Annotated in this window: 13 protein-coding genes; 2 read left to right on the top strand and 11 right to left on the bottom strand. The window is 50.5% G+C overall.

From position 1 onward, the window contains the following. Positions 1 to 83: 83 nt before the first annotated feature. From ACSR9A_RS02920 to ACSR9A_RS02900, 5 genes are all read right to left on the bottom strand, one after another. Positions 84 to 1,316 carry an aminopeptidase gene (locus ACSR9A_RS02920; protein ID WP_473755505.1) on the bottom strand — a complete coding sequence of 411 codons (1,233 nt, stop codon included), beginning with the start codon at positions 1,314 to 1,316 and terminating at the stop codon, positions 84 to 86. 110 nt (positions 1,317 to 1,426) lie between these two features. Further along, on the bottom strand, positions 1,427 to 1,627 hold the full coding sequence (locus ACSR9A_RS02915) for a hypothetical protein (protein WP_473755503.1): 201 nt from the start codon (positions 1,625 to 1,627) through the stop codon (positions 1,427 to 1,429). A gap of 80 nt (positions 1,628 to 1,707) precedes the next feature. Beyond that, positions 1,708 to 1,986, bottom strand: coding sequence for a DUF2277 domain-containing protein (locus ACSR9A_RS02910; protein WP_341282663.1), 279 nt, complete (start codon positions 1,984 to 1,986; stop codon positions 1,708 to 1,710). 30 nt (positions 1,987 to 2,016) lie between these two features. Continuing rightward, positions 2,017 to 2,772, bottom strand: coding sequence for a phosphoribosylformimino-5-aminoimidazole carboxamide ribotide isomerase (gene hisA, locus ACSR9A_RS02905; protein ID WP_473755501.1), 756 nt, complete (start codon positions 2,770 to 2,772; stop codon positions 2,017 to 2,019). Positions 2,773 to 2,840: 68 nt separating this feature from the next. Continuing rightward, positions 2,841 to 3,371, bottom strand: coding sequence for a hypothetical protein (locus tag ACSR9A_RS02900; RefSeq protein ID WP_341282661.1), 531 nt, complete (start codon positions 3,369 to 3,371; stop codon positions 2,841 to 2,843). 223 nt (positions 3,372 to 3,594) lie between these two features. On the opposite strand from ACSR9A_RS02900, the gene ACSR9A_RS02895 reads away from it, so the two are divergent. Both ACSR9A_RS02895 and ACSR9A_RS02890 read left to right on the top strand, forming a co-directional pair. Then, positions 3,595 to 5,436, top strand: a complete 1,842-nt coding sequence (locus ACSR9A_RS02895) for an extracellular solute-binding protein (protein ID WP_473755500.1) — start codon at positions 3,595 to 3,597, stop codon at positions 5,434 to 5,436. Positions 5,437 to 5,542: 106 nt separating this feature from the next. Beyond that, positions 5,543 to 6,400 (top strand): alpha/beta fold hydrolase, encoded by an 858-nt coding sequence (locus ACSR9A_RS02890; RefSeq protein ID WP_473755499.1) that lies wholly within the window; start codon positions 5,543 to 5,545, stop codon positions 6,398 to 6,400. A gap of 59 nt (positions 6,401 to 6,459) precedes the next feature. Here ACSR9A_RS02890 and ACSR9A_RS02885 read toward each other — a convergent pair whose 3' ends face one another. The 6 genes from ACSR9A_RS02885 to ACSR9A_RS02860 are packed head-to-tail and all read right to left on the bottom strand — an operon-like array spanning position 6,460 to position 12,813. Next, on the bottom strand, positions 6,460 to 6,912 hold the full coding sequence (locus tag ACSR9A_RS02885) for a hypothetical protein (protein ID WP_473755498.1): 453 nt from the start codon (positions 6,910 to 6,912) through the stop codon (positions 6,460 to 6,462). Then, complete coding sequence (locus ACSR9A_RS02880; protein WP_473755497.1) at positions 6,902 to 8,938, bottom strand: S9 family peptidase; 2,037 nt, start codon at positions 8,936 to 8,938, stop codon at positions 6,902 to 6,904. The genes ACSR9A_RS02885 and ACSR9A_RS02880 overlap by 11 nt, the downstream gene beginning before the upstream one ends. 31 nt (positions 8,939 to 8,969) lie before the next feature. Beyond that, positions 8,970 to 9,959, bottom strand: a complete 990-nt coding sequence (locus ACSR9A_RS02875) for an ABC transporter ATP-binding protein (RefSeq protein WP_473755864.1) — start codon at positions 9,957 to 9,959, stop codon at positions 8,970 to 8,972. Then, positions 9,959 to 10,933, bottom strand: a complete 975-nt coding sequence (locus ACSR9A_RS02870) for an ABC transporter ATP-binding protein (RefSeq protein WP_473755496.1) — start codon at positions 10,931 to 10,933, stop codon at positions 9,959 to 9,961. Before ACSR9A_RS02870 ends, ACSR9A_RS02875 begins: the two co-directional genes overlap by 1 nt. 21 nt (positions 10,934 to 10,954) lie before the next feature. Beyond that, positions 10,955 to 11,878 carry an ABC transporter permease gene (locus tag ACSR9A_RS02865; protein WP_341282655.1) on the bottom strand — a complete coding sequence of 308 codons (924 nt, stop codon included), beginning with the start codon at positions 11,876 to 11,878 and terminating at the stop codon, positions 10,955 to 10,957. A gap of 17 nt (positions 11,879 to 11,895) precedes the next feature. Further along, the gene (locus ACSR9A_RS02860; protein WP_341282654.1) at positions 11,896 to 12,813 is read right to left on the bottom strand and encodes an ABC transporter permease; all 918 of its coding nucleotides are present in this window, start codon (positions 12,811 to 12,813) and stop codon (positions 11,896 to 11,898) included. Positions 12,814 to 12,835 lie beyond the last annotated feature (22 nt).

The raw sequence follows: 12,835 nt of genomic DNA, 5'->3' as shown, positions 1-12,835 counted from the left end.
TAAAATTCTAAATAGTCTATCGTTCAATACAAAAGGAGCGACCCGCATCGGGGCCGCTCCTTTTTGCTTTAGAATATTGAATATTAGATTGCCCAGTTGCCATCACGGAAAATAGGCTCCGCTGATCCGTCCTGCGTGATGCCGTCAATGTTCATCTCAGCCGATCCGATCATAAAATCCTCATGCACAAGACTTCGATTCGCCCCATGTGCAAGCAGCTCCTCAGGCGACATGGATGTACCGCCGGCCAGATTGACCGGATAAGCCTGCCCCAGCGCCAAATGGCAGGAAGCATTTTCATCATAGAGGGTATTAAAGAAAATGACATTCGAGTTGGAAATCGGCGAGTTGTGTGGAACGAGTGCAACTTCGCCGAGCTTCGCTGCTCCTTCATCCGTTCCCACCAAATGCGATAACGCTTCGTAGCCCTGTTCAGCCGAATACTCCGTCACCTTTCCAGCCTTAAACGTTAAGGAAAAACCGTCGATAACCTGACCATTGTAATTAAGCGGCTTAGTACTGCGAACCGTGCCATTTACGCCATCCTTATGCGGCATCGTAAATACTTCCTCAGTCGGCATATTCGGATTGAACAGCACGCCTTTGGCATTTGCCTTAGCTCCGCCCAGCCAGATGTGGCCTTCTGGCAAATCTATCGTTAAGTCCGTACCCGGCGCCTGATAGCGAAGCTGACGATAACGCTTGCCATTAAGCAGCTCCACCACTTGCAGCAGCTTGGCGTTATGCTCGCTCCAAGCTTGAATCGGGTTTTCCAGACCGATGCGTGTCGCCTCAATAATTCTCTCCCAAAGCTTCTGCACCGCTTCCTCTGGCGATACATCCGGAAACACCTTAGCTGCCCACTCAGGTGTCGCGTAAGAAATGAGCGTCCATGCGTTCGAATGATTCATCAGCGCAGCGCGATAACCGCTGAGCGCAGTCGAAGCGGCTTTCGTTGCTGTCGCAACCCGATTGGAATCCACACCTTTCAGAAGCTCTGGGTTCGGCGAATAAATGGTGATAAACGCTGCTCCTTGCTCGACATACCCTTCCCAGGCCTTAGCGCGCCACATTGGATATTCGCCAAAAGCCTCTTCCGGCGCCATTTTGTACTTAATGCGAGTAAGCTCCTCATCGTTATACTCCACTTGTACATGCTTGGCTCCCGCTTCATAAGCCTTGGCGGCAATCAAACGTGCCAGCGGTGCCGCTGCTATCGGAGTCATGAGAACGACCGTCTGCCCTTTTTGGACATTGACACCTGTTCTAACGGCCAATGCCGCATAATTTTCTAATTGCTGCTGTGTTGGATTCATATGTAAAATTCCCCTTTTCATCAGGATAATGTGTACCGCACATTTGTAAAACAATCGCGAACTTACTTTCATTATAATCCTCTTTACAGCTGATCTCAAATGCGGCTAATCTAACGCCGTTCCACAAGCTTTAGCAATTTTTCCGCAAGCTGGGACGTCGAACAGTCGGCAAACACCTCAACTGAAAAGGAGCGATTATTAATCGTGAGACTGCGAATGTCTTTTTTGACAATTCCCATCCATACGGGCGAGTGCCATGTTTTACGGCAAACTAAATAACGGTTCCCATCAGCGACAACCTTCCATTTCATACGCGAATCCACTCCTATATTTCAAAAAAGGAGATAGAGGCACAATTGCAATTCCCCCCATCTCCTGCTGATATATGCTTCTATTCGTTGCCTATGCCAAAACGTTTGGCTGATTTAGCACGGGCACGCTCTATTTCAATTTCGCGATTGCGCGGCTCGGCATTCGTCACAAGCGAATCCATCAGCTTTCCCGCTGCTGCCGCGACTTCTGCAACAGCAATTCGAAAAGCTTCCTCATTTGCTTTCGATGGTGCGTTATAGCCGGATATTTTGCGTACAAATTGCAGCGAAGCCGCCATAATTTCGTATTCCGTTGCTGGAGGGTCAAAGTTAAACAAAGGCTTAATATTTCGGCACATTTTCATTCTCCCCTTGTCGTTGATCGCATATTAGCTCTGGCAGTAAGCAACAACCTGCTCGTAAGGCAATGCGCCTCCGTAAATATCCAATGCGCTGCCGATCGTAATATCCAGCTTCCCGCCAGAGAGGCTCTTGAACAGCTCTAAGTCAGCCAGCGAACGAGCGCCGCCCGCATAAGTACAAGGAATTGTAACCCATTCTGCCAGCGCCTTCACTAAGCTTTGCTGGATGCCGCTCTGCTTGCCTTCAACATCAACGGCATGTATGAGAAACTCATCACAAAATTGCTCAAGCATCCGAATGTTCGCCTCATTCACTTCAAAATCACTGAACTGCGTCCATTGGTTCGTCACCACATACCACTTGCCATCACGCTCTTTGCAGCTCAAATCGATTACTAATCTGTCCTTGCCAACCTCAGCGACGATTCTTTCTAGGTTTTCTCGGTTGAGCTGTCCATTACTGAAAATGTACGAGGTTACAATAACATGCGAAGCGCCTTGCGCAAGGTAGTGCTGCGCATTGCCTGCATTTATGCCCCCGCCAATTTGCAAGCCGCCCGGATACGCCTGAAGTGCGCGAACCGCTTCCTCTTCGTTGCCGCCGCCCAGCATAATGACATGTCCGCCAACGAGCTCGTCCTTCTTGAACATCTCGGCATAATAAACGGAGTGATGGCTGGAAACGAAATTTTCCACGACCGCCTGCTTGTCCGTACTGAGCGTCTCTCCAACGATTTGCTTCACTTTTCCATCATGCATATCTATACAAGGTCTGAATTTCAATGTGATTCCTCCATCGTTGAGTCGAATTATGCATTCGTATTTTTTTATCCACACATATTCTAAAGTGGTTATTCCTTCCAGTATCCGTCATTTTTAATAGTGTCTATGCTGATTTGCGCGCGATTGTTGAGCGATCTCTTGTCTCTCAGCTTAAAAAGCGACAGCTCATGTCCTGGATCAATGACCAGCGGCTTTTTAATAATATCCTCCAGCAAATATAGCGCTGCTTCATATGACTCAAATCGAATGGCATCGGAAATCGTTGGACGAATCGCCTTAACCATTTCAATCAAATGCTCCGCATACATTAGCTTGACGATACTGTCCGCACTCATTAGCTGCTTCATAACAAAGGCAACCACATTTTGTAGGACTCGCTCGTCACTGTGCACCTTTACAATGGCCAGCAGCGAGGACGCCGCCTCCCAATCTCGAATCGATAATTGCTTCGTGCAGCTGTCTATACATTCGTTTATCCATTCATTTTCTACTTCCCTATCAATCTCGAACTGCTTGTACGCTTCATACACGCCTTCCCGGCGCATGCTCATAAAGCTGCCGAAATGCTGAAGGAACAGCTCCTTCGCTCTTTCCATCATTCATTTCCTCCTACATATTTAAAGGCACTTGCCTTGTCCCTTCCCATTATAAAATTTATTCGGCATGATTCCAACAGACTAATCCGAATTAATCCGATTTAATCGGAATTCATTCACATTAATCCGCTTTAATGACCAAGCTTTCGAATATAGTGGTAACCTTTTGGCCTAAATTACGTCTAGTAATTATTGCCATTATTTATACCGAAAGTGAGGATGACTAATGAAACGACGTTTCTTGCACGCAACAAAGCTCGCTGGCCTGACGCTAGTCGCCACTGTAACCGCATTCACCGCTGTGTCCGATGTTTCTGCCAGCATGTCCAGCCCATGGACGGACGATACCGCTTCTGAAAATAATTCGGCGCAATCGCGTGTTTCCGTCTCTTTTCAAAATACGACTGTCAGCCTTCCCCTGCCTCCGCAAATGATAGAAGGAACGATCATGCTTCCCGGAAAAGCGCTTCTGGAGGGGCTCGGTTACCATATAACCTGGCACGCAGCTGAAAAACAGCTAATCGCTGAACACCCACGCAAGCCTAAGCTCGTATTTTGGGCGAATCGCAAGGAGGCTGAGCTGGGTGAAAAACCGCTTAGCCCTTTGAAATCCGCACCTTATCTGGAGCGAAAAATGATCTGGCTGCCGCTGAGGACCGTTGCGGAAGCAGCCGGTCTGAGCGTCACCTGGGACGCCTTCAACCGAACTGCATTTGTGAGCGATCCGCAAGCTCTCCCCCAGTTTAGCGTAATGACAAGACCAAATGACGGTACGGTAACTCCACCTATGCCGCTGCTCAAATATATGCAGGAGCATATGAACGTCGATGTACGCCTGCAATTGGCTGATCCTGAATTGTATAAGCAAAAAACGGCCGTTATGTTCGCCGCAGGCCAGCCCGCTTCCATTATGCTGCTGGAAGATCCGTACCAATACAATGATGAGCTGCTGGAGAGTCTGGCAATTGATTTGACGAGACAGTTGGAAGCTTTTCCACGTTTAAAGGCGCTTGCTGGCAATAATGCCGGAGGAAGGCGAGTCATTGATGGCAAGCTTTATGGCATTGCCCGCCCTGGTGATCATCATGACGCCCCCTTCCCAGCCATTAGGCAGGATTGGCTGGATAAGCTGAATCTGGCGCAGCCCAAAACGATGGATGAACTATATGAGGTATTAAAGCAATTTACGTTTAGCGATCCGGATGGCAATGGCAAACCGGACACAATCGGATTATCGGGCTATTCGTATGACGCCGGACTCGGAACATTATCTTGGGTGGAGCACGCTTTTACAGGCAGCCCGGACCGCTTCTCCATGAAAGATGGCCAGCTAGTTGATCATGCCGTCCAGCCGCAGCAAGCATTAGCGCTGAAATGGCTCGCCCGCGCTTATCGCGATGGTCTTTTAGACAAAGAATTTGCCGCTAGAAGCGGCGAACAGACGAAAGTCCGCCTGAGCGAAAATCTCACAGGACTGGCTGCCATGAGCGTCACTGAGGCAGCTCAGCTTTCCACCGGGCAAGCGGTGTGGGTACCGCTCTCAGGCATCCAGGCTACTTCAGCAAGCCCAAGGATTGCCCCTTGGAAGCTGGAGGGTAATGGGATGTACATCATTAGCACCATGTCGAGAACCGACCCTGAGCTGCTGCTGAACTGGCTGAATCGCGGCTATGAAATGACGGAGAAAAACGAATGGGGAACAATCGCCGAGCTTGGTGCCGCTGATTATTCCGCCATCAATCATTTGTTCGGGCAAAAAGATATGCTTAAAGGCAACCAAAGTGTGGCAGCATTGCCTGCCAGTGTACAGATCGCTTACGAAGCAGCAGCTTCCGAATGGAGCAAAATCTCTTATGCTGACACGACTTTGCCGCAGCTTAACAGCTTTTGGAATCAAGGCAAATATGCCGATCTAAACAATGAGCTGGCGCAATTTAAAATCAAAGTCATTATGGGCGCTGCAACGATTGAGGAATGGGAGCGTTATGTAGCCTCTCTAGCCGCTAGTGAGGAATATAAACGAATGATCGCAGATATTCATACTCATCTTGCAGCTCCGGCTAAGTGAGAAGCTGGCTAGCAGAGCTACTACAGGTAGCTCACCCTGCTGTTCATTGACCTATTTACAAGTCTGGGCATATAGTGGAGCATCTTAGTTTGAGAGGAATATGAAGATGCATGCTACTTTTGCAAGCCATAATCACCATCACTATCGCACGTATCCGATGAATGGCTGGCAAGCCCAGCCTCATCATGCCTCGATGCACGTGAAAGCACAGCCGGGAGAGCCTACGCAGCCGCTTACCTTTGTGCTCATTCACGGCGCTTGGGCGGATGCCAGCTTTTGGGACGAAACAGCCGCCGAATTGCGCAAAATGGGCCATACGGTATATACGCCAGAGTATCCTGGGCATGGCAAGGACCCGAATAAAGCGGTGACCCACGCGATGCTATCGCGCTCCATTGCAGATTACATTATTGCCCATCACTTGCGGCAAATTATCCTAGTGGGCCATAGCTTTGGCGGTTCATTAGTTCAAAAAGTGGCAGAGCTTGTTCCGGACCGCCTGAAACGTCTCGTATTTTTCAACGCCTTCGTGCTCAATGACGGAGAAATGGTCGCGAACGAGTTCCCGCCCGCCGCCCAGGCCCTGTTTCAACAACTGCGAGAAAGCTCCAAGGATGATACGATTATGCTGCCTTTTCCTTTTTTTCGGGAAACCTTTGTCAATCTTGCAAGCCTAGGACTGGCCAAACATATGTACAGCCAAATTTCTCCAGAGCCCGCCGGCCCATCCTATGAAAAACTGGATCTCAAAAAATTTTACAGCCTGACTACTCCCAGAAGCTATCTGTACTTCACAGTAGATAACGTTATGCCTCAATATAATCAAATGTATGGCTGGCATCCCCATATGTCCAGCAGACTAGGCTTATTCCGGCTTATATATGGGCATGGCGACCATTTGTCAACCGCAAAAACCGAGCCGCACATGCTTGCGAAGAAGCTATATGAAGCGGGACGGGATTAACGCATTCCGTAGAAAAAGGCAGCTAATCAGCTGCCCTTCCCTCCATACCCCAATCACTACTATTCCTGCTTTAAATGAATGGAAAACAAGCTTCTCCCACTTTCATCTGCTTCCCTGTCTTGAACGACCTGCCACTGCCGATGAATAAGCGCTTGCAGCTCCTTTGCTGCGTGCTCATCCAGCTCAAAGCCTCGCACTCCATCATCCACGCTGCTATAATCCCGCTCCGCTTGAAGGCTGAAGCGGAACCGAAGCAGCTTCTTCAAACCATTCAAATGCAAAAAACCAAATTCATAGCCGCTGCGGAAAGCTACCTCCAAATCAATATGCAGCTCCTCAGCAAGCTGAACCCGCTCTACGAATGCCATTGAAGGCTCAGCCGTCCTATTCATAATGGATGAGAACTCCCTGCTTCGAATGCAAGATATAATATGCGCATCCGATTCACCGCTGCTTCGGCAGTTCTCAACTAGCAAAGCTAACGGCAGCGGCAGCTGCATTTTATGCTTCATCGGGCTCTCCTCCTGTTCCTCCAGCAGCGGCAAGATGCTTATCCAGCCAAGCATTCACTTCACGGAGCGCCTCCACACGATAAGAGGGTTTGCCGCTTTTGAGGAATGCATGATTGGAGCCGGGATAGCGAATGAGCTTCGTTTGCTTGCCTAGCCGCTTTAGAGCGGTGTACCACTCGTCCGATTGCCCGACCGGGCAGCGAAAATCCTGTTCCCCGTGCATAATGAGCACCGGAGCCTTCACGCTGCTCACATAGGTAAGTGGGGATTTGCCCAGCAGCAATGCCTGCTGCTCCCAAGGGTTCCCTCCCACAATGCCTTCTGTGTAGGAAATGCCGATATCGCTCGTCCCGTAGAAGGAAAGCCAATTCGAAATACAGCGCTGTGACACGGCTGCTTGGAAACGGTTATTTTGGGAAATGATCCAGTTGGTCATTAACCCGCCATAGCTTCCTCCCATAACCCCCAAGCGCGTAGCATCGACAAAATCAAATCGTTCGATCGCCACGTCAACGGCGTCCATTAAATTACGGTAGTCGCCGCCCCCGAAATCACCTCTGCAGCTCTGCGCAAAGCTCTGTCCGTAACCGAAGCTGCCGCGCGGATTTACATAGAGAACAGCATATCCTGCGGAAGCAAGTGTTTGCAGCTCATGGCTGTAGGTTGGCGCGTACATCGCATGCGGGCCGCCGTGAATGACAAGCACCAGCGGTGCCTTTCCACCCTGAGGGAGCGCTGGCGGGCGCAGCATCCACCCTTGGATGCGGTCGCCATCCGTGGAATCGAACCAGAATGTCTCAGGATAGCTGATGTCCAGTTCCTCCATTGCCGCCTTATTCCAAGACGTCAACCGCAGCTCTTCCCCGCTAAGCCGATCCAGGCGGTAAAGCTCGCCCGATCCATGTGCATCCATAGATAACACAATGAAATAGCGCGCGTCTGCCGTTTCGGCGAACTGGTAAATGTCGCGTTCTCCTAGCGAGACCGCCGCTGGCTCTTCTCCAGCACTGAACCGGTAAAGCTGGGCTTGTCCATGATAAGTACCTATGGCAAACACACCCGTTCCATCAGCAGCACAAGACGGACCAGGCCTAACAGCAGCCGTACGCATGTCGTTCAAAATATAATTGCCGACTTGAACATCCGTCCCCTGCCATGCAACAGGAGTTCCCCCAGTATTCGGCACTGTGTAGATGCTGCTTTGTGTTCCGCTGCCGTACTTGCGATCTTCGGCGATTAAAGCAATCGTGCTGCCATCTGGCGAAAAGCTGAACTCGCTGATGCTCAGTGAACAATTCGTAATCCGGCAAAGCTCCCCGCCAGCCGCGCTGACCGTAAACAAATCCTGATAAGAGATTAAATCGGCATCGAGCTTAGGATCATCGAGTTTTTTGCTTAGAAAAGCAAGCTTGCTCCCATCTCCCGTCCACATAGGCTGTGACACATTGAATGCACCTGCCGTAAGCTGCGTCACTGCTCCGCTTGCAACCTCAACCCGAAAAAGCTGACTGTATCTGCCGTCCCACCAGCCCGATCCTTCAGCTTTCGGAATCGTCCGCTCATAGCTTCGGCCACGGCGGCCTTCCAGCTTGCGAATTTCGTCCTGCGAGCGTTTTCCCTGCGATTCTTCCTCGCTGATTCGGCTCGTATAGGCGATTGTGTTCCCATCCGGCGACCAGACGAAAGCGGCAACCCCTTGCTTTGCCGAAGTAAGCTGGACAGCTGTTCCGTTACTCACATCTACCAGCCACACCTGCTTGCCATTTTCGTTCACCCGCAAAAATCCGAGCTTCAGCCCGTCTGGCGACCAGCTCGGGGCAAAATCCTTTGGACCATCCGTTAATGAAGCATCCTCTCGGCCATCTATGCTTACGACGCGGATATGCGTCTTATAATCATTTTTATCCTGATCGATTTCTTTGTACACATAAGCTACTGAAGATGTAACCGGATGAATCGCCGGATCGCTGACCCAGCTGTACCTATATAAATCTTCTGGCTCGATTAAGCGTTTAGGCTCTGGCATATAAGCGCCTCCTCTTGATCTTAGCTTTTGTCTAGTTCAGCGGAAAATGACAGGCCGCCATGTGCCGGGAGCCGGAAGGCTTTAAGGCAGGTGCTTCTATTTTGCATATAGGCTGTACGTAAGGGCAGCGGGGATGAAAGGCACAGCCAGCCGGCGGATTAACAGCACTCGGCAACTCACCGGACAGCACAATGCGCTCCTTGCGGATCGTCGGATCAGGCACAGGAACGGCTGACAGCAATGCCTGCGTGTACGGATGCTTCGGGCGCGCAAACAAGTCATCACGACCCGCAAGCTCGACAATCCGCCCCAAATACATGACCGCAATGCGGTCGCTAACATGCTTGACCGAAGGCAAGCCGTGGGCGATAAAAATATAGGTGAGCGAAAATTTCTGCTGCAGCGATTTCAGCAAGTTTAAAATTTGCGCTTGAATGGATACGTCCAGTGCCGATACCGGCTCATCACAAACAATTAGCTTTGGCTTAAGCGCCAGTGCCCTAGCGATACCGATTCGCTGCCTTTGTCCGCCGCTGAACTCATGAGGATAGCGGTCCAACTGATGCGCACCAAGTCCTACCGTCTCCAGCAGCTCCACTACCTCGCTATGCAGCTCTCGCCCCTTCGCTAGGCCATGAATTTTGAGCGGCTCGCCGACAATATCCTTAATCGTCATTCTCGGATTCAGCGAGGCATAGGGATCTTGAAAAATAATTTGCAGCTCCCGTCTTACATGCCGGATGTCCTGCTCATTCATTCCCGTAAGACGCCTGCCTTCAAACCATATCTCGCCAGACGATGGCTCAAGCAGCTGCGCTACCATCTCGCCCGTTGTTGATTTGCCGCAGCCAGACTCGCCTACGATGCCTAGCGTTTCCCCTTGATTAATCGTGAAATCGAGGCCATCTACTGCGCGGACATACTCATTCCCCCTCGCAAACCAGCCCCGTTTCAAGGGATAATACTTTCGTAAATCCTTCACTTCCAGAAGGGGCGCAGCATTAAAGTCGCTCTGGCTCATCATGACACCTCCTCGCTTTTCAGGCATCTCGCATAGTGACCATTGCCAACTCGCTCAAGCTCCGGTTTAATAACGGTGCATTCGCTGCCTGCATAGGAACAGCGAGGGTGAAAAGGGCACCCGCTTGGCATGTCCAGCAAATTAGGCACCATGCCGGGTATCGATGCGAGCTGCTCCCTGTGCTCATCCATTCTTGGCAAAGAACCGAGCAGACCGACTGTATAGGGATGCTTCGGAGCTGCAAACAGATCGATGACCGATGCTTCCTCGACGACTTCCCCTGCATACATAACGACAACCCGATCCGCCATTTCCGCAACAATGCCTAAATCATGCGTAATTAGAATAACGCCTGTCTGCTGCTTCTTGCTGAGCGTTGAAATCAAATCTAAAATTTGCGCCTGAATCGTCACATCGAGCGCCGTTGTTGGTTCATCGGCAATAAGCAGCTTCGGCTCACAGGCGAGCGCCATCGCAATCATAACCCGCTGTCGCATTCCTCCAGACAGCTGATGAGGAAATTGGCGAACCAGCTTGGAAGCATTGGCTATGCCTACGCGCTCCAGCATGTCCATACTTTTCTGCCTGGCTTCCGCTTTGCTTGAGCCTTGATGAACCCGAAATACTTCCGACAGCTGATTGCCGATCGTAAACACAGGATTGAGCGATGTCATCGGCTCTTGAAAAATCATCGACATTTCGTTGCCGCGCAGCTTCCGCAGCTCCTTGCGAGAGAGCTTCACCAAATCGCGACCCTGTAATGCAATTTCCCCACCCGTTATAGAACCGGGAGAAGCGATGAGTCCCATTATGGACAGCGAAGTGACGCTTTTTCCGCAGCCAGATTCCCCTACAATCGCAAGCGTTTCCCCCTCTTCGACGGAGAAGCTTACACCGTTTACGGAAGGAATCACGCCTTTATCTGTTTTAAAGCTCGTATGCAAATTTTTAACTTCCAGCAAAGGTGTCGGCATATTGCTCCCTCATTTCCCTTCTTATTCCTTCGATTTCATGCGAGGGTCCAGCATATCGCGAAGCCAATCTCCGAAAAAGATAACGCCTAGAACCGTAATCGTAATGGCAAGTCCCGGAAAAGTAGCAACCCACCAGCTTGTAGCCAAATATTGGCGTCCATCGCTCAGCATCCCGCCCCAGGAAACCGCAGGCGGCTTAATGCCAAGTCCGAGAAAGCTGAGTGACGCCTCCATAATAATCGTCGTTGCCACGCTCATCGTGGAAATAATAATGAAGGACGACAGTACATTCGGCAAAATATGGGTGAAAATAATCCGTCCATTACGTGCGCCTAATGCTCTCGCAGCTTTTACAAAATCCCGTTCCTTCACACTGAGCACTTCTCCGCGGACAACTCGTGCATAAGAAACCCAGTTGGTGACGCCAATTACGAAGATTAGCGTTCCAAGTCCTGGTCCAAGTACGGCGAGTACAACAAGCATGAACAAAATAGCTGGAATCGCGATAAAAGCATCGGCAACCCTCATAATAATGGCATTTACCCATTTTCCATAAAAGCCTGCCAGCAAGCCCAGAAGGGCTCCGATTGCGCCCGACAGCATAACGGCTCCAATTCCGACGATTAAGGATACTTGCGAGCCGTAAACAATGCGGCTCCAAATGTCTCTACCCAAATTGTCCGTCCCCAGAAAATGCTCATGCATGCCGCCCTCCAGCCACATCGGCGGAAGCAGCCTCTGCGCCGGGCTGATTTTCGCTGGCTCATGGGTGGCAAACAACGGCGCGCCAATGGCAATGATGCATACGGCGAGTACGATCAGAATACCGAGCGTACCGGTCTTGCTTTTTAATAGCGACTTGATTCCCTGCCGCCATCTGCTTTCCGACTCCTCAGGCCGCTTGCCCGGCAAGCCATCCGCTTGCGATTTGGATAATAACGACATCTGCCTCACCTCTGGCTTTAACTGTATTTAATGCGTGGGTCCAGATATCGGTATACAATATCCGTTAATAAATTCACAACCAATACGATGATGGCAATGACGAATACGGCTGCCTGTACAATCGACATATCATGCGTATTGACGGCCGACACTAGCAGTTGCCCAAGTCCTGGCCATGAGAACACAGTCTCGGTTACGAGCGTCCCGCCAATCAGGCTTGTAAATTGCAGGCCCATGATCGTAACGACGGGAATCAGTCCATTGCGCAGCGCATGCTTGAAAATAACGACGGTTTCCAGCAGCCCCTTGCTTCTGGCCGTACGGATATATTCCTGATTCAAAATCTCCAGCATGCTTGCCCGAATGAGCCTCGTCATTTGCGCCGCAATGCCGGCTCCTAGCGTTATAGCAGGCAGGACGAGATGCTCAGGTCCGCCCTTTCCGGAAACGGGGAAAATGCCCAATATAACCGAAAATAATAAAATCAGCATAATGCCCGTCCAAAAATTCGGCATTCCTTTGCCCAGCGCAGACAAACCTGAAATAAATAGATCCAAATAAGTGTTGCGCTTCAGCGCCGAAATAATGCCTAGCGGAATGGCAAGCAGCGTAGCAATCAGCATTCCCGCTCCAGCAAGCTGGAAACTGGCAGGCAGCCTTTCCAGCACAAGCGGCAAAGCTGATTGTCCGTAATGGAAGGAATGTCCGAAATCTCCCTGGACAGCATTATAGAGAAATAGGCCGAATTGAACATATAACGGCCGGTCCAGCCCAAGCGCCTTCGACAGAACGGCCCGATCCTCCTCTGTCGCCGTTTCAGGCAGCATCAAATTGACCGGGTCACCCGTCACATGTACAAGCACAAAAACGATGGCGGAAATGAGAAATAGAACCGGCACCATTTGCAGCAAAGATCTAAGAATGTATTTGCCCACTGAACGGCCCCTCTCCTAAGTA

The sequence above is a fragment of the Paenibacillus sp. R-74696 genome (assembly GCF_055814915.1).
The sequence above is the reverse complement of the archived record's forward strand: the minus strand, read 5'-3'. Positions and strand labels throughout refer to the sequence as shown.

What these genes read in the sequence shown, in the direction of transcription:
- ACSR9A_RS02920 (WP_473755505.1), bottom strand. Translation starts at nt 1,316, where the DNA reads ATGAATCCAACACAGCAGCAATTAGAAAATTATGCGGCATTGGCCGTT.
- ACSR9A_RS02915 (WP_473755503.1), bottom strand. Translation starts at nt 1,627, where the DNA reads ATGAAATGGAAGGTTGTCGCTGATGGGAACCGTTATTTAGTTTGCCGT.
- ACSR9A_RS02910 (WP_341282663.1), bottom strand. Translation starts at nt 1,986, where the DNA reads ATGTGCCGAAATATTAAGCCTTTGTTTAACTTTGACCCTCCAGCAACG.
- ACSR9A_RS02900 (WP_341282661.1), bottom strand. Translation starts at nt 3,371, where the DNA reads ATGATGGAAAGAGCGAAGGAGCTGTTCCTTCAGCATTTCGGCAGCTTT.
- ACSR9A_RS02895 (WP_473755500.1), top strand. Translation starts at nt 3,595, where the DNA reads ATGAAACGACGTTTCTTGCACGCAACAAAGCTCGCTGGCCTGACGCTA.
- ACSR9A_RS02890 (WP_473755499.1), top strand. Translation starts at nt 5,543, where the DNA reads ATGCATGCTACTTTTGCAAGCCATAATCACCATCACTATCGCACGTAT.
- ACSR9A_RS02885 (WP_473755498.1), bottom strand. Translation starts at nt 6,912, where the DNA reads ATGAAGCATAAAATGCAGCTGCCGCTGCCGTTAGCTTTGCTAGTTGAG.
- ACSR9A_RS02880 (WP_473755497.1), bottom strand. Translation starts at nt 8,938, where the DNA reads ATGCCAGAGCCTAAACGCTTAATCGAGCCAGAAGATTTATATAGGTAC.
- ACSR9A_RS02875 (WP_473755864.1), bottom strand. Translation starts at nt 9,959, where the DNA reads ATGAGCCAGAGCGACTTTAATGCTGCGCCCCTTCTGGAAGTGAAGGAT.
- ACSR9A_RS02870 (WP_473755496.1), bottom strand. Translation starts at nt 10,933, where the DNA reads ATGCCGACACCTTTGCTGGAAGTTAAAAATTTGCATACGAGCTTTAAA.
- ACSR9A_RS02865 (WP_341282655.1), bottom strand. Translation starts at nt 11,878, where the DNA reads ATGTCGTTATTATCCAAATCGCAAGCGGATGGCTTGCCGGGCAAGCGG.